The organism is Chitinophaga sp. S165 (assembly GCF_003182155.1).
Taxonomy (GTDB): Bacteria; Bacteroidota; Bacteroidia; order Chitinophagales; family Chitinophagaceae; genus Chitinophaga.
In genome coordinates, this window is record NZ_QGTG01000002.1 from 899,566 (window position 1) to 926,214 (window position 26,649).

Below are 26,649 nucleotides of genomic sequence, written 5' to 3' on the forward strand. Positions count from 1 at the left end.
GCTAAAAATAGAGTGCATTGGGAAAAAACGGAATCCCTGAAAACAGGGGTTTTATAAAATAAAGAAGGGATGAACATTGTCACCCCTTTTTTGCTGGTAGGAAAATTTGTTTCAGTTGCCCCACGATGTCTCCACCTCCGCTTACTGTGATATTGCTGATGTTATCGGCAATCTTCTCTACATATTCCATCTCCTTCAGTTTGAACAGCATTTCATTGTCCTCCATTAATCGTGCAGTGTTCAGCAGGCTCCGGGTACTTGCAGTTTCTTCTCTTCGCATGATGCTGTTGGCCTGCGCCTTCTTTTCAGCGATCAGCACCTGGTTCATGATCTCTTTTACATCACCGGGGAGTATGATATCGCGAATACCGCAATCAAGCAACTTTACACCAAGATCGAGAGCCTTTTCTGTGACTGTATTCATGATCATTGGAGATATATCATCTCTTTTGTCAAGCAACTCGTCAAGGGTATATGCCGCCACCTGTTCCCGAAGGGCCAGTTGCAGCAACACATACAGTTGCTTATCATATTCTTTGTTCTCTACCAGCTTGTAAATGTCCGTCACGCTGTAACGAACAGTGAAGTTGATACGGATATTGGCCTTATCCTTTGTCAGGATCTCCTGTCCGTTGATCTCCATCTGCAATTGGCGGATATCTGTCTTGTATACTGTTAATGCAATCGGGTTCTTCCAGAAGTAGTGTATACCTGGTTCAAGCTCCTTGCTGAACTTTCCATCAACATAGAGCAATCCCTTTTCGTAAGACTCAATGGCATAGATCCTGATATAAGGCTGCAGCTCTGGTCTTACCAGGATGGCGCGTTCTACCTGCTCAGTGATATCATACTTGGAAAGGTCGATCGGGGTAACGTTATATTCAGCCATTCCCTTCCAGAATGCATGTTTTCCGGCTGTTAATACAGACTTGAAAAGGCCATTCTCATACAGCAGAGCGATCTCTTGCTGCTTAACAATGATCACATCCAATGCTTCTGCAATTGTTGTATGCTGTAAAAGTATATTCAGATCGATGGAAGGTTGAAATGGTTTTGTCATATCATAATGCATGACCTGCTCATTGGACTTCACCCAATATGCCCCTTCGTCAAGCATCCTCATGTAGCGGTTGTTTCTGAACACCAACGCCTTGCTATATGCTGCTACTTTAGTACGTGCTATCATAAAATTATTGTTTTCGGTTTAGGGATTAGTATTGATAATCAATATATAGACTCCTTCAGGAGTTGTGTGTCAATAGGGTAGCTACCATTTCTGTAACCTGCGGAAGCGGGCTTGAGTTGTTGTCGGTGAAACGTGTTCCAGCCACGGTACCTCGTGGGCTAAATGGATATAGGGATACCGGCAGAAATAAATCAGGCGCCGGGCCAGAGATCAGTTACACGTTCAACAACGGTATCTGCCTTTTTCAAGGCGGTTGCAGATGGAAAAGAAACCTTTTGCTTCCCTGCCGGCTGCTACCCTGTTTTTGTCAGAAGCAATATTTGTTAAAGCAGTTTGCTTTCTGCTGGAATTTGGATTTTCAGTCCATGTTTGAACCTGTTAAGGGTCCTACGTCTATTGCTCTACCTGTCTGAGCTATCTGCCTTGCGGCGGAGAGGGATTTGAACCCACGACCCATAGAATCACCAGTAACGATTAGTTGCGGAAGCAGCATATTGCCAGCTATTGCTGGCAATACTACGGGGCCATTCAGAAACCCTCATCCGGTCCGCCGCGGCCTTTCGAAACCATGCCATCAGCGATGACAAAACAAAGGTGAAAGTCATGTGCGCACTTTTTTTGCGCATTAGAATAATTTTTTCTACTTTTTGAAAAAATAGCCTGATGCCTGTTAATAAGAATGCCCTTATCCGTTACAGAACAATTGATTCCTGTCTCCGGAACCGTTTGCGGAAATGGACATTGCAAGACCTTATTAACGCTGTTGGAGATGCATTGTATGAATACGAGGGTGTTGAAAAAGGGATCAGCCGGCGTGCCATTCAGATGGACCTTCAGGCCATGCGAAGCGACAAACTGGGATATAGTGCGCCTATCATCGTAGTGGACAAAAAATATTACACGTATGAAGACCCGGAATACAGCATCACTAAGATACCTTTAAACGATCTTGACCTGAGCCGGATGAATGAAGCGGTAGAAGTGCTTAAGCAATTTAAAGGGTTCTCCCACTTCAGCAGTTTGAATGAAGTCGTACAGAAACTGGAAGATCATGTGTACGCGGCTTCTAACAATACAAAGTCGGTTATAGAGTTTGAAAAGAACGAGCGATTAAAAGGATTGGAATACCTGGAATTGTTGTACCAATCTATTATACAAAGGAAGCCGGTGAAGATCGGTTATCAGTCCTTCCGGGCAAAGAGCGGCAACTCGTTTGACTATCATGTTTGGTGGCTGAAGGAATTTAAGAACAGGTGGTTTGCCGTAGGAGTAAAGGGAAAAGGCATGCTGGTCACTCATCTGGCCCTGGACAGGATACAGGAATTAGAACTTTTGGACAGCCCTTTGTATATTGAGAATGAGGAAGTGGATCCGGCTGCCTACTATAAAGATGTGATAGGGGTGACTGTTTCCGAAAATATGCGCGCTCAAAATGTAAAGTTACTTGTCAGTCATGAACACGCGCCATACATTCTTACAAAACCGATGCATCATTCCCAGGAACTCATCGAGAGCCGGGAGGATGGTATCGTTATTAACTTAAAGGTCCAACTGAATTTTGAGCTGGAAAGGGAAATCCTCGGCTATGGAGATGGAATGATTGTTTTATCTCCCGGAAGCCTGGCAGCCAGAATGGAAAAAAAAATGCAGCAGGGAGTAATCAATTACAGTGACCCGCTACTGTTCCACAAAACTGAAAAATGAAATCGAAGCTTATTTGTTTGTTATTGCTAGTTGCATGTAAAATGTCATTTGCCGGTTCTTCCCGGGATAGTTTATTGGACAAGCTGAATCTGACAATCGAAAATGCGCATCTCTATGACGCGGAAAAACTGAAACAGATCAATACCTTAAGACATGCATTTGCTGCGGCAAGACACCTGACCCTTCAGGAGCAGTTTGTCATTTGTCATCAGTTATATGAACAGTTCAAAGTTTTTAAATATGATTCTGCTTTTGCCTATGCACGGAAATTACAGGATCTGGCCCGCGAAATGAATGATTCGCAGCGCATCAATTATGCAGGAGTTAAGCTGGGATTTGTATTGCTTTCATCGGGAATGTTCCGTGAAGCAGGGGACTACCTGTTAACAGTAAACGTCAATTCCCTGCCCGATACTGCCAGGGCGGAATACTACTCATTAAAGGGGCGTTATTACTATGACATGTCTGACTATAGCAGTGATACCTACTTTGCGCCTGCCTATACGCGCCAGGGGAATATCTACATTGACTCTGCTCTGATGTTATATAAACCACATTCTTTTAATTATGATTATAGTTATGGTTTAATGTATCAGAAAAAGCAGATGATGGACAGTGCGAAATATTATTACACCTTAACTGTGGCTCATACGGATATTACCATGCATCAGCAGGCCATCGCAACCTCCTCACTGGGTAATATTTATATACGGACAGGTAAACAGGACAGTGCGATCATCATGATGACAAAAGCGGCGATAGCCGATATTATGTCTTGTACCAAAGAAACGACGGCAATGTTCATCCTGGCTGAACTGCTTTTTAAGGAACGGGATGTCAAACATGCCTCCCGCTTTATAGAATATGCCGTTGCGGATGCTTCGTTTTATGGCGCCCGCTTGAGGAAGGTACAGGTTAGTGCGATACTGCCCATTATTGAAGTGGAGAAGATCAATACGGTAGAGGCACAGAAAAAGCTGTTGTTTGTCTATTCCGCCATCGCGACGCTGTTGTTGTTGGCGCTGATCTGGTTGTCGGTGATCATTTACCGGCAATATAAAAAACTACAGGCAGCTCAGCAGGTTATCACGTCAGCCCATGCACTGCAGCAGGAGATCAACTATAAGTTGATGGAGGCAAACAAGATCAAGGAGGAATATATTGGTTATTGCTTCCAGATCAACTCGTCTTACCTGGACAAAATCAAGAAATTTAAAAAGCTGGCTGATCAGAAGCTAACTGACAATAAATATGCAGAGGTCAGATATCTTGTCAATAATATTGATCTGAAGGAAGAAAGGGATGAATTGTTCAGAAATTTTGATCGTATCTTCCTGAAAATATTTCCCAACTTTGTAACAGTTTTTAACTCATTTTTTAGAGAAGAAGACCGGATCAGGTTAAAAGATAACGAACTACTAAATACAGACCTCCGGATTTTCGCCCTGATAAGGATAGGTATCAGTGACAATGTAAAGATTGCCCAGATCCTCGAATATTCAGTGAATACAATTTACACTTATAAAACTAAGATCAAGAACAAGGCAATTATTCCCAAAGAGGAATTTGAAGAACGGCTTATGGACATCAAAGCCCTTTAAACACGTTATAAAATGATAAGAAAACCCGGTTATTATCATTATATAGTAATAATGATAATATAATATTAATGCATTGTTAATCAATAAATTGGTTCTTATGAAAACACCATTTTGCGCTATATTTTCTATATAACGATCATATAAATTGTTAACCTGTGTCAGGCAGGCTTACTTTGACTTATCGACCGCATCCGTAAACTATCCGTTGGAGGTAGAACCAGTGAGACCACGTTAAGATCAATGTCAACAAATCCAGTTATGAAGCAAACAATCAGGCCCTAATTAGCCTAGCCAGGACTTATTGCAGAGAGACATTATCACGTTATGTAAGACATCGGTGCAGGGTTAAGTATTCCACGTTTGGTGAGCTGCCAGGCTTACCAGACCCATTTATTTCAGGCATCAATATTCCACAAACCAATAAAAACTGATCTATGACCAATCTTCTATTTCGCAAGGTGCGTCTGCTATGCTCGTTATTACTGCTTGTAGCAGGTATAGCCAGTGCGCAGACCAAACCCGTGACCGGCAAGATCACGGATGAAAATGGCAGCCCTGTTCCGGGAGCCACTGTACAAGTAAAAGGTACCAGTACGGGTACGGCTACAGGTGTAGATGGCACGTTCAAAGTGAATGTACCGGCTACCGCAACTACGCTGGTAATATCTTTTGTCGGCTATGTACAACAAGAGGTCGCCATCGGTAGTAAATCTGATTTTTCTATTTCACTCGTACCAACCAGCACTACCCTGACGGATGTTGTGGTAGTAGGTTATGGTACTACCAGGAAGAAGGACCTCACGGGTTCTGTTGTTTCTATTAAGTCGGCCGACTTTAACCGTGGTATCGTAACAGCTCCTGATCAGTTGATCCAGGGTAAAGTTGCCGGTCTCATGGTGGTAGCCAACAGTGGAGCCCCTGGCGGTGCCACTACGGTGAGAATCAGGGGTAATTCCTCTGTAAGAACTGGTAACCAGCCACTGTATGTGGTAGACGGTATGCCGTTGGACGGCCGTACTGCCAAACCCTCGGTAAGTGCCAATGGTCTGGGGCAGACCCCGGATGCCAACCCATTGAACTTTATCAATTCCTTTGACATCCAGTCCATGGACGTACTTAAAGACGCGTCTGCTACTGCTATTTACGGTGCCAGAGGTGCTAACGGCGTTGTGATCATCACTACTAAAAAAGGTGCGGTAGGAACCCCACGCCTGGATGTGAACTACTCCGCCGGTATGAGTAAGATCCTTAAAAAACTGGATGTATTAGATGCTGCCGGCTACAGGAGCGCGCTTAAGCAATATAACCTGGCCGGTGGAGATGAAGGCTCCAGTGTGGACGCAATGGAAAGCATTCTTCGTACAGGCGTTACACATAACGTGAACGTTGGTATCAGCGGAGGAAGTGAATCCAGTGTTTACAGAGCATCTTTTGGTATGCTCGATCAGCAGGGTATTGTAAAAAAGACCGGACTGAAGAAATATACTGCCAATCTGAATGGTCAATATAAGTTGCTTGAAAATAAGAGACTTGGAGTAGATTATTCGATACAGGCAGCGCACACTACCGAGCAGATCGCTCCAATCACCAGTAACGCAGGTTTCACTGGTAGTTTAATTGGTCAGGCATTGCAATGGAACCCTACTCTTGCACTGCGTAAACCTGATGGTTCGTTTAACCTGTTAGGCGTAGGTTCCGCAATCAATCCGGAAGCCATGTCGGCAGCCTACGACGATAAGGTGAACATCAATAGTATTCTGGCAAACGTGTCACCATCTTTCAAGTTCACGGATTGGCTGGAATACCGTTTTATGTACAGTATTAATCACCAGGTAGGTGAAAGGGAAACACAGATCGCCTCCTTTATTAATATTGACCAGGTATTCGGTAATGGCCAGGCTTATTATGGCAATAATACGCTGACGTCTCAATTGATGACCCATACCCTAAACTTCAACAAACAGGTTACTCCTGCCCTCTTCGTTGGTGCCGTGGTGGGATATGAACGCCAGAAGTTTGATTATAAGGGCAGAAATCTGGGAGGTCTTGGATTTACTACGGATGAGTTGAAATATACTGACATCCTCCAGAACCCAAGCCAGACGAATACATTCTTGAGCTCATTCCGTAATCCGAGGTCAGAACTACAATCCTATTTTGGTAGGGCTAACCTGAACTTCTTTGATAAGTACCTGTTGACAGCTACCCTGAGAGCAGACGGTTCAAGCAAGTTCGGTTCCAATAACAAGTACGGTTATTTCCCTTCATTTGCTGCAAAATGGAACTTGAGCAATGAGGCGTTCCTGAAAGATAACAAGACCATCAACCAGCTGGCATTACGTGTGGGCTGGGGTATTACTGGTAACCAGGAGTTCCCTGCAGGAGCTGCACAAGAACAATACACGCTTAATTCAAATGGTGGCGCCAGCTTGAGCAATGTTGCCAATCCAAACCTGAAGTGGGAAAGTTCCAAACAGCTGAATGCTGGTATTGACTATACTTTCTTCGGCGGCAGACTCTATGGTAGCGTAGATTATTTCCACAAGAATACGTCTGACCTGCTGTTCAATTTCCCTGCTATCCAGCCAGCGCCTGCTTCCAACTACTGGATCAACCTGCCGGCTAATGTGATCAACAAAGGGGTGGAAATCGTATTACGCGGCGACGTGGTGGCCACCAAGAACTTTACCTGGAACCTTGGTGTGAACGCTACTTTCCTGAAGAACAGACTGGAAAACTATGATGGTCCTCCAGTGCTGACCGGTTCCATCAGCGGACAGGGAGTGTCTGATGCTTATGCTCAGCGCCTTACCAACAATCAGCCGCTAAACTCATTCTATCTGAGAAAGTTTGAAGGTTTTGATGACAATGGCCAGGGTAAATATACTAACGGCGGTAACAGCCTGTTTTACCTGGGAGATCCTAACCCTAAAACAATGTTAGGTATTATTACTGCTGTTAATTATAAGCAATGGGCATTAAATATCAGCATGCACGGCGCCTATGGGTTTGATCTTTATAATAATACAGCCAACACTGTACTGCCTATCAACAACCTGGGTTCCAGGAACATTGCTGCCGACCTGGTGGGAACACAGGAAAGCCTCTCAAACCCAATCACAGTATCCAGCCGTTATCTGGAAAAAGGCAATTTCATGAAAATGGATAACGCCACTATCAGTTATAGTATCGGGAATATCGGAAAGGTGATCAAAAACGCTTCTATCTACATCACCGGACAAAACCTCTTCATTATTACGAAGTATTCCGGTTTTGACCCTGAAGTGAATACAGATAAGGCTATCAATGGTGTGACCTCTCTGGGTATCGAGTATTCACCTTATCCGACAGCCAGGAACTTTCTGGCCGGCATCAATTTCTCGTTATAATTCACTGATTTAAAAAAATTACTACTATGCGATTGAATAAAGCATTTATAATATTATCACTTGTCTTCGGATGTGGAATGTCTTCGTGCTCTCTTGATGAGGAGCTGGGTTCCACGCTGACACGTGAGCAGGCAGATTCACTGATCAAAGTTCCTGCACTTTTGATCTCGGCATATAATGGCCTGCAATTGCCTTTTCAGGACCAATCCAACTTTTGGGCACTTCAGGAAATGACGTCAGACGAAGCGGTAGCCCCTACCCGCGGTGGCGACTGGGATGACAATGGTGTATGGCGTGCACTTAAACTGCACAACTGGACGCCGGATCATACTTATATCAGCAATACATTTTCTAACATTCTGCAACTCCAGTTCCTGGCATCTAACGTACTGAGTTTTAAACCTACTGCACAACAGGCGGGAGAAGCGCGGTTCCTGCGGGCTTTTGCTATGTTTGCCATCCTGGACGGCTGGGGACAGGTGCCTTTCCGTAACCCGGGAGACACATTGCTGAACGCACCAAGAGTAATGCAACCTGCTGAAGCAACGGAATATATCATCAATGAACTGACGGAGATCATTGATATACTCGATGAAAATGTTCCGGCTTATACTGCTAATAAAAATGCAGCCAGGGCACTTCTGATGAAGGTGTATCTGAATAAAGGCGCTTTTGCAAACAGAGCGGCACCTACGTTCGATGCTGCCGATATGCAGAAGGTTATTGAACTGGCAGACGCCATCACTGCGAGCGGTAAATATACCCTGACTAATTATTATGACAACTTTGCCTTTAATAACGATGCTATCTCAAAAGAAAACATCTTTACCCAGCGTAACGGACCGGGTTTCAGTACAGTAAGAAGTGGTAATGCGGTATTCTGCCATTGGGCGCCTACCCTGCATTATAACCAAGACCCGAGCGGCTGGAACGGATATGCTACGATCTCTGATTTCTATGATAAATACGAAGCGACGGATGTTCGTCGTGGAGGCGCTTATCCGGGTGTAACAGAGAAAAGTGGTCTGAAAGTAGGCTTCCTGGTTGGACAGCAGTATAATGCTGCGGGTACAGCTTTAAAAGACAGGAAGGGAAATCTTTTGATCTTCACAAGAGAATTGAAACTACAGGAGACGGATCCGAATACACTGGAAGTAACAGGTATCAGGGTTGTGAAATATCCACCAGACATGACATCCAGTGAAACCAAGAGTAGTAATAATGCAAACAATGATTATGTTTTCCTGCGTTATGCAGACGTATTGTTGATGAAAGCCGAAGCGCTCCTGCGAACAAACAGTGCTCCTCAGGCATTGACTATTGTTAACTCGATCAGAGCAGACCGTCATGCCAGCGCCTGGACTTCTATCGATCTTGACAAACTGATTGATGAAAGAGGCCGGGAGCTTTATTGGGAAGGATGGCGGAGACAAGACCTGATCCGCTTTGGAAAGTTCCTGGATACCTGGCAGCTGAAGCCTTCTGATGATCCAAGAAATTTGTTATTCCCAATACCTACCAGTGATCTCGCCGTTAACAAAAATCTCAAACAGAACGACGGTTATTAATAATTTATCAGAAGAGACTGTACTATGCAGTCTCTTCTGATCTTTCACATACTTTTCATAGCATGACAACCTGCAGATTCTCCAGCAGGTGATCATGCCGGGTATTATTTGTCCTGCGGAGCAGGAGTATATGAAATGTCTTTAACACAAGAAACCTATGCATTGAAATTTACATCTTACGCCTAAACAGTATAGCAGGTGCTATAGCTGCAAATGGTAGTTTACACAAGGGGGATATGCTGGATTTGCTATGAACAAAGCAGTAAGCATAAAGATAGTGCAGAGTGGAATTGTGGTGGAATTTTGATGCAGCTTATTACCCGGTTGGGGGTAGAGATTGGTTACCTCCACCGGGAATAGGCATATATATCAGTTGTTCTGTTAATCCAATAATTGAGTTATTGTAATCCCGATTTTTCCTTCCTCAATTTGCATCCCGACTTGTTACTTATGCATTACAAATTTTTCCTTTCACTGCCTGAGTTGTATTAAAACTGAATAAAATGAATGCTATTGGTTTAATGAATATAATGATGCAAGGTTAATCGGAGAAGCCTGGTTACTTTTGTATTGTTGTCGCTAACGCCAATGGCATTTTAATAAAACAGCTTTAAGTTAATCCATATACCTATACGAAAATGATACGAGAATTTACTTAGTGAAGAACGCAAAATATTTTTCTTTCAATAAATTATTAAAGGGGATAAAACACAGCATCATGCAGGTAATGATTTCAGTCCTAAAGTACGGACGTTAAGCTCATATTGCCTTTGTTTTCCGGTCTATTTAGAATTTAGGGGTTAATTCAACAATTGGACACCGGGTATTAGTCTTGATACCTGGGATTTCTTAAATCATTCATGTTTTTCAGTAGCAAAATACTGTTATGGCGGTCTTTTGCCCTGATGTAAATAAAAGAGTTTTGTTTATAGTTATAAGTCACGCATTAACAAACAAATACGATCTCCAACCCGGGAACCATTCTTGGTACCTGGTCTATTTTAAAATCAATGAATCTATGTTACTGTGGTAAATAGAGGAAGAGGCAGTATAGATGATGTGTTGACAGAAAATACCAGGTGCTTTAAGATTTATATACGCCTGGTAGCGTATAATGGTTATAGTGATATGGCGCAGCGGGATGCTACTGATTTTGGAATATCTGGAATGATGATGATTGTGAGGGAGACTGAATGAAAGTGTCAGTAAAAAAAAGAAGATTAGCGCTGGGGTATAGGAAGTAGCTATGATATGTAGTCGGTGAGATAAATGAAGATTGTTATGATCGCAGTATTTGCTTTAAATGAGCATTTAGTATAGTGAAGAAACTTTTGGGGGGATGACACATGCGGCGCTGAGAGTAAAGTGGGAAAGCACTGGCGAAGGGCGCCGCATCTTTAATGATAATTTCTATTAGGGGTTTTCAATTTGTGACCCGGAAGCTAGTCATGGCATCCGGAACTTTTATGCCTCTTTAAGATATTTAAACTGGAATAATCTCAATCGCATAATAGGTGATTAGTCTGAGCTGGGCGCCATTCCTGGCGCCTGGTAATCTTAATGGTGTTAATTTATCGTTTTTGGTTGACAACAGGTATCATTCCTGGTACCTGAAACTTTTTTTGAAGCGAAGAAAATTCATAGTTACATGGGGTTAAATCAAAACCGGGGACCAATCATGGTCCCCGGCTGTATTTTAAACAAATGTCAGTATGATATTACACTATACACTTGCCTTTTTAATTGTATCCAACACAGTGCTGTCTACATGTCCGAATAGAGATACTCCAGCGGCCCCATTTTGCAATGCCAGGCGAACACCTTTTTCAAGATCGGCCATATTACCTTTAAAATCCGGTAGGTACAAGCCTGCATATAACGGGAATTTGCCGTGAAGGCCATTTACTCCCTCTGCCACGGCTTCTCCTATCCAGTTTACATCTTCTTTATAAAAACCATGATAGATCATTGGATTAACCGAATCCAGCGGCCAGTTCGTCCAATCTTGCCTCACAATACGTTTGGCGATATCGGGAGTTGGAAATACAGCAGCTGTAATAGGCTTTTTATGTTGTTTGGCCACTTGTGCCAGGTTGGTCACAACGTTAGTGATGCGGTCATATCTGTACTTCCTCCAGGAAGGGCTCTGATCAGGATGTTCCATTTCCAGAGGATCTATTCCTTTTTGTGCTTTATATTTTTCCCTGCAGGTTTCACAATAGCAGAAATCGTACTCAGGCAGTTCTTTAGACTGATCGATGCCATAGTTGCTCCATAAGTTTACAGGCAGCACCACATCGCAGTAGCGAACATAATCAAGGTGCAGGCCATCCACATAGTCTTTTGACAGTACAGACTCTGCCTGCTCTTTCAGGTAATTTATTACTTCCGGTTTGCTTGGACATAGCCAACGATAATAACCCACATAAGGAGGGTGTGTAGCGCAGGATTCACCTTTTCTGTTTTTTGCGTACCATTCAGGATGGCTGGCCAGTAGTTCCTTTTCGCCACGATTCATTGTCCAGATCCATCTATGTGCTTTAATGCCATTCTCTTTCGCCGCCCTGAAATGCTTTTCACTGTCTGCTTCAAAGAAGATGTCTCCAATACCGGCTTTTCTATAAGCAGCATAACGTTGTTGCAGTTCGGCAACGGTATCTTTTTCATCTGGATTGATCCAAACACGATGTCTGGCTGTTTTAGCCGGTTGTGCCGGTGCCTTGGCGGAAGCAGATAAGGTCGGGATGGCTGGCTGCATGATAGCCAGGCTACCGAGGCCAACTGATTTCAGGAAATTGCGTTTATTCATTTGACGATTTTTGAGAGATTTTCCCTTCTTGATTAATAGAACAATGTTCTTTGGTGTTTTTACTTACCAGTGTGGCTGTGAATTGGTCGGTAATACCTTCCATCAGCAAAGTGTAGGTAACTCCTTGCTCTGTAATAGCTGTCGCAGTTATACCAAGAGCACCGAGTGTGGATGCATAGCGGCCATTCTTTCTGCGATATTGTTGTTGTCTGGCATAGACGTCCCAAAGATATTCTTTGGCAGCTTCAATGGCCGGGAGTGGTAACGTTACAGGTGCGCTGCCAGCTGGTTGGGCAACGAAGGACAGGTAGCCCCACTTTTCGGGTGCGTGCATATTAATGATACCCTGAGGAGACCATACCCAGTTATGTTCAGGTAGTGATCTGCCGGTTTTGGGATCTTTCCGTTTAATATACTGTCCGTTCACAATATCGGTATCCCATTCAACACGGGAAAAATTAATTCTCCAGCGGGTGCCGTCTTTAGGTGTTAGTCCCTGATTGAATAAAACGAATGCACTGAAGGGAATGGCCATTTCTACTGTCCATTTTTTGTCTTTATCCTTTGGATTATTCAGGGTGCCGTCTATCTGTACTGCTGTCTGGATTCCTTTGGTGTCCCAGGTTAATAAGGCATCGCCGCCGGCCCTGTATGCTTTAGGCATAAAGAGGTCCATAACTGTGTTATGAGGATTGATCTCAATTTCAAAATACCTTTCACCGTCTCCATCCGGATCTACAAAAACTTCAAAATCATTATCCTGGAAGATAATGGTATCATGTTGATGTAAGGTAGCCCAGATATGAGGTTCTTCCAGTTCGGCGAAAATATATAGGTACTGCTTGTCCCACAGCATCTTCAGGCGGGTCCGCATAGCCGGAGTAGGCTGCTTGTCACCTTCGATATCTGTGAAATCATCACTCCATAAGGCTTTTGCCCACGCATCTTCGTCAGCTATCCCATCGATCTTGACGGGTACTGCCGTTTGATAAGAGTGATATTGCCTGGGTGGCACATAGGCCGGTTTCTGTTGTGCGTAGGATGGGAGGTACAGGCATACCATTCCTAATCCTGTAATCACATGACGAATAAGTTGAGACATGAGTTAAATATAAGTAAGATGAGCACGTTATTCATATTTTTTCAATGAATGGTTCAATGGGGTGTTTAAATTGCAAAAAAAGGGTATAATTTTAGTTATACCCTTTTCGATGTTGACTTGATCTGTTTCCCTGATTGTTTTAACAACCAGGTTATATGAAGTGTTTATTTATGGGCTGCTATTAGTGTAGTAATCTCAGTTTTCTGATAATCCGGACATCCTCCCTGGTAGGATGCGACTAGGGCACCGAGAGCGCAGGAGAATGCAAGAGAGTCAGAAGGATCATATTTTTTAATGGTGCTATATAAATATCCGGCCAGGAAGGCGTCGCCACTACCTATGGTGTCCGCTACTTTCACTGGATAGCCGGGATGTTGATAGAATTTCCCCCCTTTTAATAACGCTGCTCCTTTTTCACCCAGTGTCACAATGATCGTAGGAATAGCGTATTGTGTGCTAAGTGCTTTTACTTTTGCTTCCATATTATCCGGCCATTGATGCCAGTCGCCAATAATAGAGAGCTCTGTTTCATTCAGTTTTAGTATATGACAATGATGTAAAAGTTCAACCAACAGCTCCTGGTCGAAATGAGGAGGCCGTAAATTAATATCCAGTATAAACGTGCGATTTCCCTTTAACAAAGACAACAACGTTTGGCGGCTATCTATATTCCTGGCTGCCAAACTGCCGAAAACGAGAAAGGTATCTCCTGTCTGTTGGGCTAATTCCCGAAGAGAAGATGTAAAGGAAATATAATCCCAGGCTACGGGCTGAATAATCTCATATTTCATCTCCAGTGGATTGTCTGATGATGGGCGTGCATATACCTTTCCTGTTTCATGAACCGGATCGGTTTGAATGTAGTCGGTCGTCAGTTGATATTGCTTCAAGATTTCCAGTAAAGTCTGCCCTGGTTCATCATTACCAATACTGGATATCATTGCTACAGGCACGGATAGTTTCTGAAGATGATAGGCCACATTCATCGGTGCTCCTCCAGGTAAGGCCTTGTCCGGTAAAATATCCCAGAGCACTTCTCCAAAACAAGCTACTTGATACTGCGTCATAATTAATGTATTTGCGCTCAGTAATTATATTTTGATTACATAATAATACTCTTTTCCAATAGAACCTTTTATAGAAAGTGGTAGTTCAGGTGTTGGGACACCCGGGTCATTTTACTTACTACTTATGAATATGAAAGTGCCAGAGCGCTGAAAAGCGCTCCGGATTTTATATCTATTTTATCAACCTTGGTGTGTATAATACAAACCCCGTCCAGTGCATTATAATGAATTACAACGCCTTAGATACAAGCAATGGATGGACCTAGCGGCTATGACAGCGTCAAAGCAGCGTGGTAAACCTAAAAATGGAAATATTGACATGCCCGGATGGGACGGAACGATTGAATCCGGTATCGTTTTTCAGATAATGGATACGGATAGATATAGAGATCGGTTTAACCTTAGAATTAGATAAAGTAATAGATATAAATATAGAGATAGGTATAAAGATAGGCTTGGATGAACCTTGTTAACGGATATAGGCAGACAGCTTAATAAGCTATAGTCTTTTAAAGTATACTCCATAATAATGTATTGGTTCGAGATAAAGAATTAATGATTTGTTTTATCAAAGTGAACTCACGTAGGACTAGAAATAGCATAAATGATTGATTGAGTGGGACAACAATTTTTTTGACGGCTCAAAAGTAAAATGAAAACCAGAGAATCAGTGAAGCCATTATGTTCATTTTGATACTGTTAGTTCGTTCTGTTCACTGTCTTTGAAACAAGTGCTGGAAATTAAAAACGTATTAAAAAAAAGCATGTGTTACGCTCTCACCTTAGCCAAAATTAACCTGCCAGGGTATAAGACCTTAAAATTGGCTTAAAAAGGTATTGAATTTATCTAGAATTTAAACGGTCGTTTGATTTAATTAAATGTTTGTTTAACTTTGTGCCCACAATTCGATTTTACACATGGAATACAATCAAAAGCAATTATCAATACTGGAGGCTGCCGAGAAGCTATTCGCTTCTCATGGTTTTCATGCTACTTCAGTGAGGGATATTGCCCATGAGGCTGATGTGAACATCGCAATGATATCTTACTACTTTGGCTCAAAAGAGAAATTAATTGAAGCCATCTTCCTGAAAAGGATTTTTGCCTGGAAATTGACATTGACGGAAATGCTGCATAATTCAGCCCGTTCATATGTTGAAAGATTTGATTCGTTGGTGGAAACATATGTGGCCCGTGTAATGGGCAATCCCTGCTTTAACCTGATGATGATCAGAGCGCAGATCCAGGAGGATATCGGGGTAAACGACCTTATTCATGAAAATAAAAAGGAAGTTCATGAAGTGATCAAGGCATTTATTAATGAAGGGCAAGAAAGTGGCGTATTTAATAAAGATCTGGATATTCTAATGATGGTGAATACCCTGGTAGGGACTACTAATCACATCATGTCCACCAGGCATCATTTTCAGCGCATGAGTAATCTTGAGCATCTCTCAGACAACGAACTTCAGGAATACCTGATCAGTCATACTAGCAATCATTTGAAAAATTTGTTTAAAGCCATTCTAATCCATGAAGCTTAATAGCACATACAGGCGACTATGGTCTCTGACAGTATGCGCACTACTGACTTTACCGTATTATTATAGTCAGGCGCAGGACAGGAAGAGTCTGTCATTGAAAGAAGCCATAACGCTTAGTATACAAAACAGTAAAGAACTCAAACTCAGCAAAACAAAAATCGATGCCGCACTGGCATCAGTGAAAACTGCAAACAATTCACAATTGCCAGATATAAGCGTTTCGGCCTCATATCTGCGTATTAATGAGCCAAACGTAGATTTTAAACTGAATGTAGGCGGAAACGACAGTTCTGGTGGTGGGTCATCACCCAAAGTGAATTCAGTTGCTTATGCAATGGCGACTGTTTCCCTGCCGATCTTTTCAGGTTTTATCATTCAAAGTCAGAAAGCATCGGCCCGGTACCTTGCAGAAGCGGCCAAACTTGATGCAGACAAAGACCGGGAAGCAGTGATCCAGAACACGATAAACGCCTATAGCAATCTTTATAAAGCGCAGCAGGCCGTAACACTTGTACAGGAAAACCTAAAACAACAGCAACAGCGTGTGGCGGATTTTACCAACCTTGAAAAGAACGGGATCGTAGCACGTAACGATTTATTAAAAGTACAGCTGCAACAATCTAATGTTGAGGTATCGCTTGTAGAAGCAGAAAGTAACCTCAAGCTGGCCAATATTGCAATGAACTTATTGTTAGGATTGCCTGAAACTACAGTACTGGATGCGGATACTACCACTTTTAAACAAACGCCAACCGGCACGAAAGCTGCTGCTGAATGGGAACAAATAGCTATGCAGAACCGTAAGGATGCCGCCGCACTGTCTGCCCGTGAAAGAGCTGCCACAGCAGGCATTAAAGCTGCAAAAGGAGAATATTATCCTTCTGTCGGACTTACAGGTGGATACGTTGCTCTGACTGTACCTAATGCGCTTACTGTAACTAATGCACTGAACGCTGGTATCGGTGTTAAGTACTCTCCTTCTTCACTCTGGAAAGCAGGATCAAAAGTAACAGAAGCAAAAGTACGATTGCAGGAAGTACAGGTGAATGAAGAGCTGCTGGTAGATAATATCCATCTTTCTATCAATAAGGCATACCAGGATTACTTAGTGAATCAGAAAAAGATAGATGCCTATCAGAAAGCAATTGACCAGGCAAGCGAAAATTATAAGATAGTAAAAAATAAGCAGGAGAATAATCTGGCCACAACTACAGATCTGCTGGAAGCAGACGTAGCTAATGTTCAGGCAAAACTGAATTACGCTTTTGCAAAGGCTGATGCAGTGGTTGCTTATACCAGACTATTAGAAACGGCAGGCATTTTAAGTGAAACCGGCGCAGAGGCAGGGAAGTAATCAACTCAGGATTTAAATAAAAGTAACAATCATATATATACTATATGGAAACGCAAACAGCTACAACTAATAATAAAGGTTCCCACAATACTCAGGATGCTCCTAAAAAGAGGAACTATCGCTTTATCATCGTTTTGGCAATCCTTGTTATCGGTGGTGGTGCCTTCGGTATCTCTAAATACATACATGCTCAGCATCATGAAGAGACCGACAATGCACAGATAGAAGCAAACGTGAGTCCCGTAATACCAAGAGTAACAGGTTATGTGAAAGAAGTACGTGTAAAAGATAACCAGCGCGTTAAAAAAGGAGATACGCTGGTAATCCTCGATGACAGGGACCTGCAGATAAAAGTTGCACAAGCAGAAGCTGCATTGGCTGCTGCACAGGCAAATGTACAGGTAGCAGTTGCCACCACTACTGCTTCCCGCTCAAACATTTCTTCCTCTCAAGCCAATATCTATGCAGTAGATGCACAGATAGAAGCCGCTAAAGTAAATGTATGGCGCGCCAACCAGGACTACGAACGTTATAATAATCTTATAAAGGACCATTCTATCACTCAACAGCAATATGAACAGGCCCTGGCAGCGAAACAGACTGCTGAACGCCAATTGAACGTACTGCAGGAGCAGAAAAAAGTGGCAACCCGTCAAACAAGCGCAGTGTCTACACAGAGTGATGCTACTGCTGAACAGGTTAATGCTGCAAAAGCAATAATAAAAGAACGTCAGGCAGAAGTAGACAATGCTAAACTGGTACTGAGCTATTCTATCATTACAGCTCCTGAAGATGGTGAAGTATCAAAGGTATATGTGCAGCCAGGACAGCTGGTACAGGCTGGTCAGTCACTTTTCAGCGTGGTTTTATCCAACGACGTTTGGGTAGTGGCCAACTTTAAGGAAACACAACTGGATAAAATGAAACTGGGCCAGAAAGTAAGTGTACATGTGGACGCTTTTCCTGGTAAAAGTATTGAGGGTAAAGTGACATCCTTCTCTCCTGCCACCGGCGCCCGTTTTGCCTTACTGCCTCCGGATAACGCTTCCGGTAACTTCGTAAAAGTAGTACAGCGTCTTCCTGTAAAGATCGAATTTAATGATCTTAATCAGGCAGAAGTAAAACAACTTCGTCCAGGTATGAACGTAGTTGTAGACGTACATCTTGACTAATATCGGTTACGAATGGTCCCGCTTGTGTGGTGCAGATTGATAAACAAAATGGAATCGCTCTCAGACTGGTCTTATATACAATAGCGTATTATGCGTCACCAGGCGGGAACATTTGGTAACTGATCTTTATACAACTAATTGATAAACGTGATGCAACAACAATCATTGGTAGAATATGGGGCCCGCCGGGTCATCATTACAATTACTGCCATATTTTGCGCCTTGCTTGAGATCGTGGATACAACCATCGTGAATGTGGCATTGAATGATATGCGCGGAAACATGGGAGCGACGTTGAGTGAGATCGGTTGGGTGATCACTGCTTATGCTATCGGTAACGTAATTATTGTACCGATGACGAGTTGGTTATCACAACAGTTTGGACGCCGTAATTATTTCGCAGTTTCAATAGTAATATTTACCATTTCATCCTTTCTTTGCGGAAATGCTACCACTATGTGGGAGCTTGTATTATTCCGATTTATTCAGGGATTGGGCGGCGGTGCGCTATTGGTGACTTCGCAGACCATTATCACTGAAAGTTATCCTCCTGAAAAAAGAGGGATGGCGCAGGCAATATACGGTCTGGGCGTGATCATTGGTCCGACACTGGGCCCTCCATTAGGTGGTTATATCGTAGATAACTATGCCTGGCCTTATATTTTTTATATAAACATTCCTATCGGTGTAATCGCAACCCTGCTTACACTTCAATTTGTAAGAAGTCCAAAATATGGTGAAAAGAAATCTGCCAGTGAAGTGGATTGGTTTGGAATTGGGTTCCTGGCCTTAGGGGTAGGATCGCTTCAGTACGTCTTAGAACGTGGGCAGGAAGATGACTGGTTTAATGACTCGACAATATTAATATTAGGAATTGCAGCAGTATTAGGCTTCTTCTTCTTTGTCTGGAGAGAACTTTCATATAAGAATCCGATTGTAGAGTTAAGGGTATTGGGAAATGGGAACCTTCGGGTAGGTACGCTGTTATCGTTCCTTATGGGTTTTGGGTTATATGGGTCTACATTTATTATTCCTTTATATACACAGAGTACATTAGGTTGGACAGCTACACAATCAGGTATGCTAATGATACCGGCCGCCTTGACAACTGCATTTATGATGCCTTTCATTGGTAAAATGCTGGAAAAAGGAGTGCCACAACAGTACCTGGTAGCATTAGGCATGTTCTTATTCTTTATATTCTGTTTGTGGGGATATAAGATCATTACACCAGATACAGGTTCAGAAGCATTTTTCTGGATGCTCATTGTACGCGGTATGGGGATGGGGATGTTATTCATTCCAATTACGACACTTTCATTGTCTACACTGAAAGGCCAACAGATAGGACAAGGCGCTGCGTTCACCGGTATGATGCGTCAGTTGGGCGGTTCTTTTGGAGTGGCGTTGATCACTACTTTTGTTTCCCGCCGCAATGAATTGCATCGCGTAGATCTTGTAAGCAAGCTGGATACAAACAATCCGGACGTGATGAAAAGAGTTTCCGGAATGACAGCCAACTTTGCAGCAAAAGGAATGGACCTAAAAAAAGCAGCAGGAAGTGCTTACCAGTCACTGGAATATAGTGTGATGAAACAAGCTGTAGTGATGTCGTATATGGATGTATTCCTTTATCTGGGATTGATGTTCCTGATCTGTGTGCCGTTTGTATTGATGGTAAAAGGAAGCAAGAAAACGAAACTTGATCCAAGTGCTATGCACTAAAAGATATTAAAGATATGTTACTAACAGTGTAACAGTTGTAGGTTTAGGTAATGAGCCGGAATAATCTTATTCCGGCTTTTTTTTATTAGCGGAAATACGATGAAATGAGGTTTAGGTAGATCTGATATGAGCAGAGAAATGGAATAAAAACCCTTGCCTGGAAAGGCAGTGGGTACTTTTTATCTCAAATTAATCAGTACCGGTGTAGAGTCAAAAAATAGAAACACCGGCATCACTTAATCATTATAAACTGGAAATATTCTGATTCATCATTTTGGTAGTTATTCACATCACATGGTAGTTAATTACTATGCCTGTCACGGCGTTTAGCCGTTGCGTAATACTAAAGTAGGATAAAATTATGGTAAAAAAGTTTATAAATGATTCGTTTATGTAAAAGTTATCAGTATGATATGTGCAATTTCAATACGGAATATTGGCGATAATTTAGACATACAGTTATTCACATTTTCTAAGTTTCCATTAAATGTGGAAAAATATCTACGTGAAAAATCATCCTGATAGTACCTTTGCTTCACGGACACCCATGGCATTTTGTTTGCCCCCTGAAACATTAGAATTAACCAACAAAAAAACGGACAAAAGATCAATTAATTCGAGAAGATTAAACGGATCCCAAAACGTACCCTTTATGAAGAGAATTGCATTCGCTTTTGCGATCTTAGGAACAGTACTGGCTGTTTTAGCGCAGTACGCTATCATTAACGACTGGACGTTGTTCCGGCTATTTCACACACTCGGCTTTATCGGATATATACTGATTATCAGTGCCGCAGCCTCTCTTTCGTTGCTGTTCATTCATCAGTTGTCAAGAGAAGAGAAAATGCGTATCCGGAATAAGAGTTTTGAATAATGTATTTTGCATGCTAACTAGTGAACTATGGAAAGTTTAGACGAACCATTTATACTGAAGTTTGAATACAAGGAGAAACCCCATATCCTAGAAGTACGTCCGTGGATACAGCAATACAAGATCAGCTACAAAGTTACTGTAGAAGAATGTGAGATCACCTTTGAGGAAGATGAAGAAGGGCAGCTGCGAGCTATTGGTGATAAACACGTACATGCAGGACATACGGTTGATCAGCAATTATTGCAGGACATCGGCCGCAGGATACAGGAAGCTGTAAGCGGTCAGTAATCTTTAGTCCTGATTGGCCTCATCAATGAGAGATTGCTCATCCCATCCCTGTGCAGAAGGATTCCATTTGGTCACCCTTTCATTGGACATCAGTTTTTCGAGTTCTTCAATACGCTCCTTCACCGTATTGATGTAGAGTTTCTTGTCATTTCTGATGGCAGACAGGCCCTTCAATGCTTTCTCATCCTGTTTTCTGAATGTGCTGACATTGCGGTGTGCATGGTAGGCCCTTATACCTAACATCTGTAAGGCATCTGCGCCCATACGTAGTGAAGTGTCAAGCGTTTCCCGGTAAATATGTAATACGCCGAGGTCCATCAGCTCATAGGTATCCGGGATGTTCTCCGCTTTTACCAGCATCTGCAGATGAGGAAAGTTTTTACGAACCATTTTTACCACATCAAGTGTTTGTTCAACAGTATCCATGGCAATGATGATGATCTTCGCATCAGCGGCGCCCGCGGCTGCCAGCAGATCGCGACGGGAAGCGTCTCCATAATAAACCTTTACACCCAGGTTGTGTAATGCATCCACCCTGTCTGAATCCAGGTCCAGGATAGTTGCCTTTACACCATTGACACGCAGGAAACGTCCTACGATATTTCCGAAACGGCCAAAGCCAGCAATAATTATAGGATGTTTCTCATGGATCTCGTCAGCTTCACGTGTATTTGTGTCTTTGTCCGTCTTGCTGAACTTTGGTTGAATAACACGCTCGTGTATTAGTAACAACAATGGTGTCAAGGCCATACTAAGTGCTACTACAGCCGTCATTATACTGACCATCCGGGTGGAGAGTATATTGTTCTGTTGTGTAAAAGCCAGTAATACAAAAGCAAATTCTCCTATTTGAGAAAGCGCCATTCCAAAGAGCAGGTTTTGTTCTGTATTGATCCGGAATACTTTTCCAAGAATCAGTAGTATTATCGCTTTCAGTATTATTAAGGATACAACCAGCCCCAATATCACCCATGGCATGGACAATACTAGCTTGAAGTCGATAGATGCTCCCACAGCCATAAAGAACAGTCCTAATAGCAGCCCTTTAAAGGGCTCAATATCGCTTTCTAATTCATGTTTATATTCACTGTTGGCAAGTACCACTCCTCCCAAAAATGCACCTAATGCCGGGCTTAAACCCACAAGGCTCATAAGTACAGAGATCGCTACTACAAGTAATAAGGAGAAGGCTGTAAACAATTCCCTTACGCGTGTTCTTGCCACTACCCTCAACAATGGACGAACCAGGTATTGTCCGGCTACAACGATCACTATTACAGCGCCCAGTACGACTAACGTTTGCATCCAGGCCGGCAGGTTATCTCTAAGTGAGGCAGTATGCCCTGCATTATTGCTGGCATCCGGGCCAGCCAGCAATGGGAAGATTGCCAGCATTGGAATAACGGCGATGTCCTGAAAAAGTAGTACGGAAAAAGCACTTTGGCCGGCCGCGGAGGCAAGTTGCCCTTTCTCCTTCAGGCTTTGTAATACGATCGCTGTTGATGACAGGGAAAGTGTCATCCCAAGTGCCAGTGAGGCATTTAGCGGTTGCCCAAGTAAGAGGGCAATACCAGTAATTGCAGCAGTCGTGATCAGTACTTGTAGTCCACCTAACCCCAGAATAGGCGCCCGCATATTCCATAGTAATGCTGGCTCCAGTTCAATACCGATCAGGAACAGCATCATCACTACGCCAAATTCCGCGAAGTGCATAATATCCTGACCTTCCTGTCCTACGAAGCCCATTAGAGAGGGGCCTATCACGACACCTGCCAGTAAGTATCCCAGCACAGAACCTAATCCGAGTTTTTTGGCCAATGGGATGAAAACCACCGCAGCGGCCAGATATATCATTGCTATAAAGAAGTAAGAATGTTCCATGTCACTTAATTTTAAGTTGTCCGTCTCTCAGCCTTTCCAACATCTGTTTGTAGGAAACGGCCTGCTCTGCAATGCCCGAATAGGTAAGGCGGTGCGTGCCGTAAATAACGAATGGTTCTAGGTACTGCATATTGCACAATAGTGCAGTTTGCCTGAATGGCAGAAGGAATTCACTCACGGAATAGTGATGCCATCCTTCTCTGCCGTAAGCTGTTTCTTGTGCACCGGCAGTAACAACACTACCGGCTATTTTGCCCCGTAAAGCAGTACCGGTATGGCCATAAGCCCAGCCATGTTCCAATACGAGGTCCTGCCATTGTTTAATGAGGGCGGGAGCACTATACCAGTAAAGAGGGTGCTGAAATAATATAATATCGTGTTGAAGAAGTAATGATTGCTCATGCCTTACGTCAATACCCATGTCAGGATATACTTCATAAAGGTCATGCAGGGTTACTCCCTGCATCCCGCGTATGGCAGCCAGTAATTGAGAATGCACCCTGGATTTTTCAAAAGCCGGATGCGCAAATAAGATGAGAATTTTGGCCATAAAACGGATTAAATTTCAAGCATGATCCAACCAACCAGATCATGAATATTCCTGCAATAATAGTCTATATTGATTAAGGATGCCAGACTTGGAAACAAAGCCAACCAGCTTATTTTCTTCAATGACCGGAAGGTTCCAGGCATGCACCTCATCAAATTTATTGACTACATCCACTACGTTATCATTGATGTCAATAACAGCCAATGGTGGCTTCATGAGTTGCCTTACTGTTAAGGTATCGTATAGGTCTGGACTGAACATGATTGGCCGGATATCGTCTAGTGTGATCACACCATCGAGGTTGCCGTCAACCCCTACAACACCGATCATGTTACGGTTTCCTTCTTTTACAAGTTCTATTAATTGGCGAAGAGTCTCATCCGGAGATATTCTTTGAATATTTTTTTCCACCAGTTCTTCCAGTTTTAGCATCGACAAGATATTTTTATCATGCGCTTTGGTGAAGATCTTTCCCTTATCTGCCAGATGTTTTAATTCAGGAGAAATCGGGGAAAACCATTTTGCCAGGAGAAAGGAAGTGGTAGACACGATCATCAATGGTATGAAAAGGTCATAACCAGAGCTGGATTCTGCAATCAGGAAGATGGCTGTCAATGGTGCGTACAGGACACCACTCATCACACCGGCCATTCCTACTATTACAAGGTTAGTGAAGGGGACATTATCAAATCCAAGATGAGAACATAATAAGGCAAAGAAATATCCCAGGAAACCACCAGCAAAGAGAGATGGTGCGAAATTTCCACCATTACCTCCACCATGAATGGTAAAAGCGGTCGCAAACACTTTCAGTAAACATATGCAACCAGTGAACAATAACAATATCCAGCTTTGTGTAGGAATATATCTGAAAAAACTGTTCTGAATGATCTCATCGGAGTGGCCTCCCGCCAGTAATTTTACACTGGTATAGCCTTCTCCAAACAGAGGCGGCATCAACACGCATAATATAGAAACTATCACACCGGCTATAATGGCTTTTCGGAGAGCAGACCACTTTAAGCCGGCAATAAAATGCTCGATACGCCCGGATACGACGATGAAATAACGTGCATACAATGCAGATAATAACCCTAACCCAATGTAGAAAGGGACATTATGGTAATTGAATGCCTGCCTTGTTTCAAAGTGGAACAGCACTTCTTCCTGTAAAATGATCTTGGACAATAAGCTACCGCAAACAGCTGCTAATATCAATGGAATGAAGTCTGAAAAAACAACCCCCGTCAATAGGATCTCAAATGCGAACATAACCCCTGCAATAGGTGCATTGAATGCCGCCGCAATACCTGCGGTAGCCCCTGCCGCCAGTAGTAAGGTCCTTTCTTTATATCCCAGGTTATAGTTGTGGGCATAGTTACTACCGATAGCTGCACCGGTCACCGCAATAGGGCTCTCTAATCCTGCAGATCCTCCCAGTCCGATGGTGATCGCACTCTGCATGATCTGGGAATACATTTTTACTGGTGGAATAAGGCTGGAATTCTGGGCAATTTCATGTAGAATAAGACCAATGCCTTTCCTTGATTGGCCTTTAAATACCCAGATCACCAGTATCGTGGTTAATACAATGCCCAGGAAGGGAAAGAGAGCATAAAAAATTACCTGCGTACTGAAATGTACTTTATGAGTTATAAAATAGTGTATATAATGCACCAGGACTTTAAGTAATACACCTGCCATTCCTGCCACAAACCCTACGAGGATACCGGACAATATCAGGAATTGACTTCTGGTTAATACTTTATGCAACCAGTGAAAGATAATCTCGTAACTTCTTACTTTTCTTAAACTATAGCGCTCAAAATCACGTTTAAACTTGAAAAATGAGTGATATTTTTTTACTGTTTTAAATTGGCTCATTACTCATGCTTTCTTTGTGTCATAATTCAATCAACGCATAAACCTTGTCGTTCATATACTTCCCGCCCGGATGGCGTGCTGTATAGTCGAGGTTTATCCAATATTCGCCTTTCATCTCGTGGTAGTGAATCTCCTTCACCGGTGGTTGAGGGAACAAAGTAACAATTGCCTGTTTCATGATCTCAAAGTCTTCCTTACTACCGCAATAAAGCTCCGGATAGGCATGTCCCTGAATAAGTACGATGCGGCAACGCGCACCGATAGATTGCAGGCAGGATGCCATCAGGATGGAGTGGTCATCACAATCGCCACCCAGGCCATTCTGGATAGTCTCCATAGGTGTAGCAAAATATTCGTCACGATGCGTATCTGGCACATATTTAAACCGCCTGTTTATGTAGTGAAATAGTGCGAGGTATCGCGACACCTTCCCATATTTGGGAAAATATTCGTCAAAATCTTCCAGTGAATGTGCTACGGAAAAATTGCGGACAAGGGAATCTTTATAGTTGACCTTATCCCTCATGCCTCTTACCGTTTTATCCCGGTAAGTTTCTACACGTCTAGGATATAGACTGAGGATATCGAATTGTTTGTTATTCTTGGCGCCCCAATTACCCTGTACCATTCCTTTATAGTCGTTAAGGACATTATTAAAGGAATAATTGTCGGTAAAGTAGTTGATAACCAATATGCTACATACTAATACGAAGGCCGGAATAATCAACGGTTTAAAAATCCACAGTAGCAAACGGGTGAACAGAAATGCGATCAATACGGCCACAAACATGTCCATGTGCCAGCCCTGCAAAACTAATGTAGGAATATACCTGTTCAGATAGGGAGCTAATGGTACAATGGTCAACAAGCTCAGTAGATTGAGCAGAAATTGCTGGAATGTAGAGTATTTACTTTCATCGATGGCCATTATCGTATGCAATAACGCAAAA

General features: G+C 42.8%; 18 protein-coding genes. 10 read left to right on the top strand and 8 right to left on the bottom strand.

The genetic code is table 11. The annotated features are described in order from the left end of the window. Positions 1 to 79: 79 nt before the first annotated feature. Positions 80 to 1,186, bottom strand: coding sequence for a slipin family protein (locus C7475_RS11965; RefSeq protein ID WP_110053576.1), 1,107 nt, complete (start codon positions 1,184 to 1,186; stop codon positions 80 to 82). A 663-nt stretch (positions 1,187 to 1,849) separates the two neighbouring features. On the opposite strand from C7475_RS11965, the gene C7475_RS11970 reads away from it, so the two are divergent. The 4 genes from C7475_RS11970 (at position 1,850) to C7475_RS11985 (ending at position 9,448) form a co-directional block, all read left to right on the top strand. Further along, positions 1,850 to 2,890 (top strand): YafY family protein, encoded by a 1,041-nt coding sequence (locus tag C7475_RS11970; RefSeq protein ID WP_110053577.1) that lies wholly within the window; start codon positions 1,850 to 1,852, stop codon positions 2,888 to 2,890. Beyond that, a complete protein-coding gene (locus C7475_RS11975; RefSeq protein WP_110053578.1) occupies positions 2,887 to 4,491 on the top strand; it encodes a DUF6377 domain-containing protein in 1,605 nt (534 codons plus the stop codon). The genes C7475_RS11970 and C7475_RS11975 overlap by 4 nt, the downstream gene beginning before the upstream one ends. A gap of 434 nt (positions 4,492 to 4,925) precedes the next feature. After that, positions 4,926 to 7,880, top strand: coding sequence for a SusC/RagA family TonB-linked outer membrane protein (locus tag C7475_RS11980; protein WP_110053579.1), 2,955 nt, complete (start codon positions 4,926 to 4,928; stop codon positions 7,878 to 7,880). A 26-nt stretch (positions 7,881 to 7,906) separates the two neighbouring features. After that, positions 7,907 to 9,448 carry a RagB/SusD family nutrient uptake outer membrane protein gene (locus tag C7475_RS11985; RefSeq protein ID WP_110053580.1) on the top strand — a complete coding sequence of 514 codons (1,542 nt, stop codon included), beginning with the start codon at positions 7,907 to 7,909 and terminating at the stop codon, positions 9,446 to 9,448. A 1,723-nt stretch (positions 9,449 to 11,171) separates the two neighbouring features. On the opposite strand, the gene C7475_RS11990 is transcribed toward C7475_RS11985, so the two are convergent. The 3 genes from C7475_RS11990 to C7475_RS12000 form a co-directional block, all read right to left on the bottom strand. Further along, positions 11,172 to 12,257, bottom strand: a complete 1,086-nt coding sequence (locus C7475_RS11990; protein WP_110053581.1) for a family 10 glycosylhydrolase — start codon at positions 12,255 to 12,257, stop codon at positions 11,172 to 11,174. Next, positions 12,250 to 13,359, bottom strand: coding sequence for a carbohydrate-binding family 9-like protein (locus C7475_RS11995; protein ID WP_110053582.1), 1,110 nt, complete (start codon positions 13,357 to 13,359; stop codon positions 12,250 to 12,252). Before C7475_RS11995 ends, C7475_RS11990 begins: the two co-directional genes overlap by 8 nt. A 164-nt stretch (positions 13,360 to 13,523) precedes the next feature. Then, positions 13,524 to 14,426, bottom strand: coding sequence for a carbohydrate kinase (locus C7475_RS12000; protein ID WP_110053583.1), 903 nt, complete (start codon positions 14,424 to 14,426; stop codon positions 13,524 to 13,526). Between the two features lie 918 nt (positions 14,427 to 15,344). On the opposite strand from C7475_RS12000, the gene C7475_RS33410 reads away from it, so the two are divergent. The 6 genes from C7475_RS33410 (at position 15,345) to C7475_RS12030 (ending at position 21,384) form a co-directional block, all read left to right on the top strand. Next, positions 15,345 to 15,971: a TetR/AcrR family transcriptional regulator gene (locus C7475_RS33410; protein WP_110053584.1), complete on the top strand. Its 627-nt coding sequence runs from the start codon at positions 15,345 to 15,347 to the stop codon at positions 15,969 to 15,971. Then, a complete protein-coding gene (locus C7475_RS12010; protein ID WP_110053585.1) occupies positions 15,961 to 17,325 on the top strand; it encodes a TolC family protein in 1,365 nt (454 codons plus the stop codon). Before C7475_RS33410 ends, C7475_RS12010 begins: the two co-directional genes overlap by 11 nt. 44 nt (positions 17,326 to 17,369) lie before the next feature. Beyond that, positions 17,370 to 18,497 carry an HlyD family secretion protein gene (locus C7475_RS12015; protein ID WP_110053586.1) on the top strand — a complete coding sequence of 376 codons (1,128 nt, stop codon included), beginning with the start codon at positions 17,370 to 17,372 and terminating at the stop codon, positions 18,495 to 18,497. A gap of 150 nt (positions 18,498 to 18,647) precedes the next feature. Beyond that, positions 18,648 to 20,222 carry a DHA2 family efflux MFS transporter permease subunit gene (locus C7475_RS12020; RefSeq protein ID WP_110053587.1) on the top strand — a complete coding sequence of 525 codons (1,575 nt, stop codon included), beginning with the start codon at positions 18,648 to 18,650 and terminating at the stop codon, positions 20,220 to 20,222. 652 nt (positions 20,223 to 20,874) lie between these two features. Then, positions 20,875 to 21,096 carry a hypothetical protein gene (locus tag C7475_RS32775; protein ID WP_146217531.1) on the top strand — a complete coding sequence of 74 codons (222 nt, stop codon included), beginning with the start codon at positions 20,875 to 20,877 and terminating at the stop codon, positions 21,094 to 21,096. Positions 21,097 to 21,123: 27 nt separating this feature from the next. Beyond that, positions 21,124 to 21,384 carry a hypothetical protein gene (locus C7475_RS12030; protein ID WP_110053589.1) on the top strand — a complete coding sequence of 87 codons (261 nt, stop codon included), beginning with the start codon at positions 21,124 to 21,126 and terminating at the stop codon, positions 21,382 to 21,384. 3 nt (positions 21,385 to 21,387) lie between these two features. Here the strand turns inward: C7475_RS12030 and C7475_RS12035 are convergent, their stop codons facing one another. The 4 genes from C7475_RS12035 to C7475_RS12050 are packed head-to-tail and all read right to left on the bottom strand — an operon-like array spanning position 21,388 to position 26,627. Then, entirely contained in the window at positions 21,388 to 23,265 is a 1,878-nt protein-coding gene (locus C7475_RS12035) for a monovalent cation:proton antiporter-2 (CPA2) family protein (RefSeq protein ID WP_110053590.1), read from the bottom strand. A gap of 1 nt (position 23,266) precedes the next feature. Then, positions 23,267 to 23,815, bottom strand: coding sequence for an NAD(P)H-dependent oxidoreductase (locus C7475_RS12040; protein ID WP_110053591.1), 549 nt, complete (start codon positions 23,813 to 23,815; stop codon positions 23,267 to 23,269). A gap of 39 nt (positions 23,816 to 23,854) precedes the next feature. Next, positions 23,855 to 25,699, bottom strand: a complete 1,845-nt coding sequence (locus tag C7475_RS12045) for a chloride channel protein (protein ID WP_110053592.1) — start codon at positions 25,697 to 25,699, stop codon at positions 23,855 to 23,857. A gap of 19 nt (positions 25,700 to 25,718) precedes the next feature. Next, positions 25,719 to 26,627 (bottom strand): transglutaminase-like domain-containing protein, encoded by a 909-nt coding sequence (locus C7475_RS12050; RefSeq protein WP_110053593.1) that lies wholly within the window; start codon positions 26,625 to 26,627, stop codon positions 25,719 to 25,721. Positions 26,628 to 26,649 lie beyond the last annotated feature (22 nt).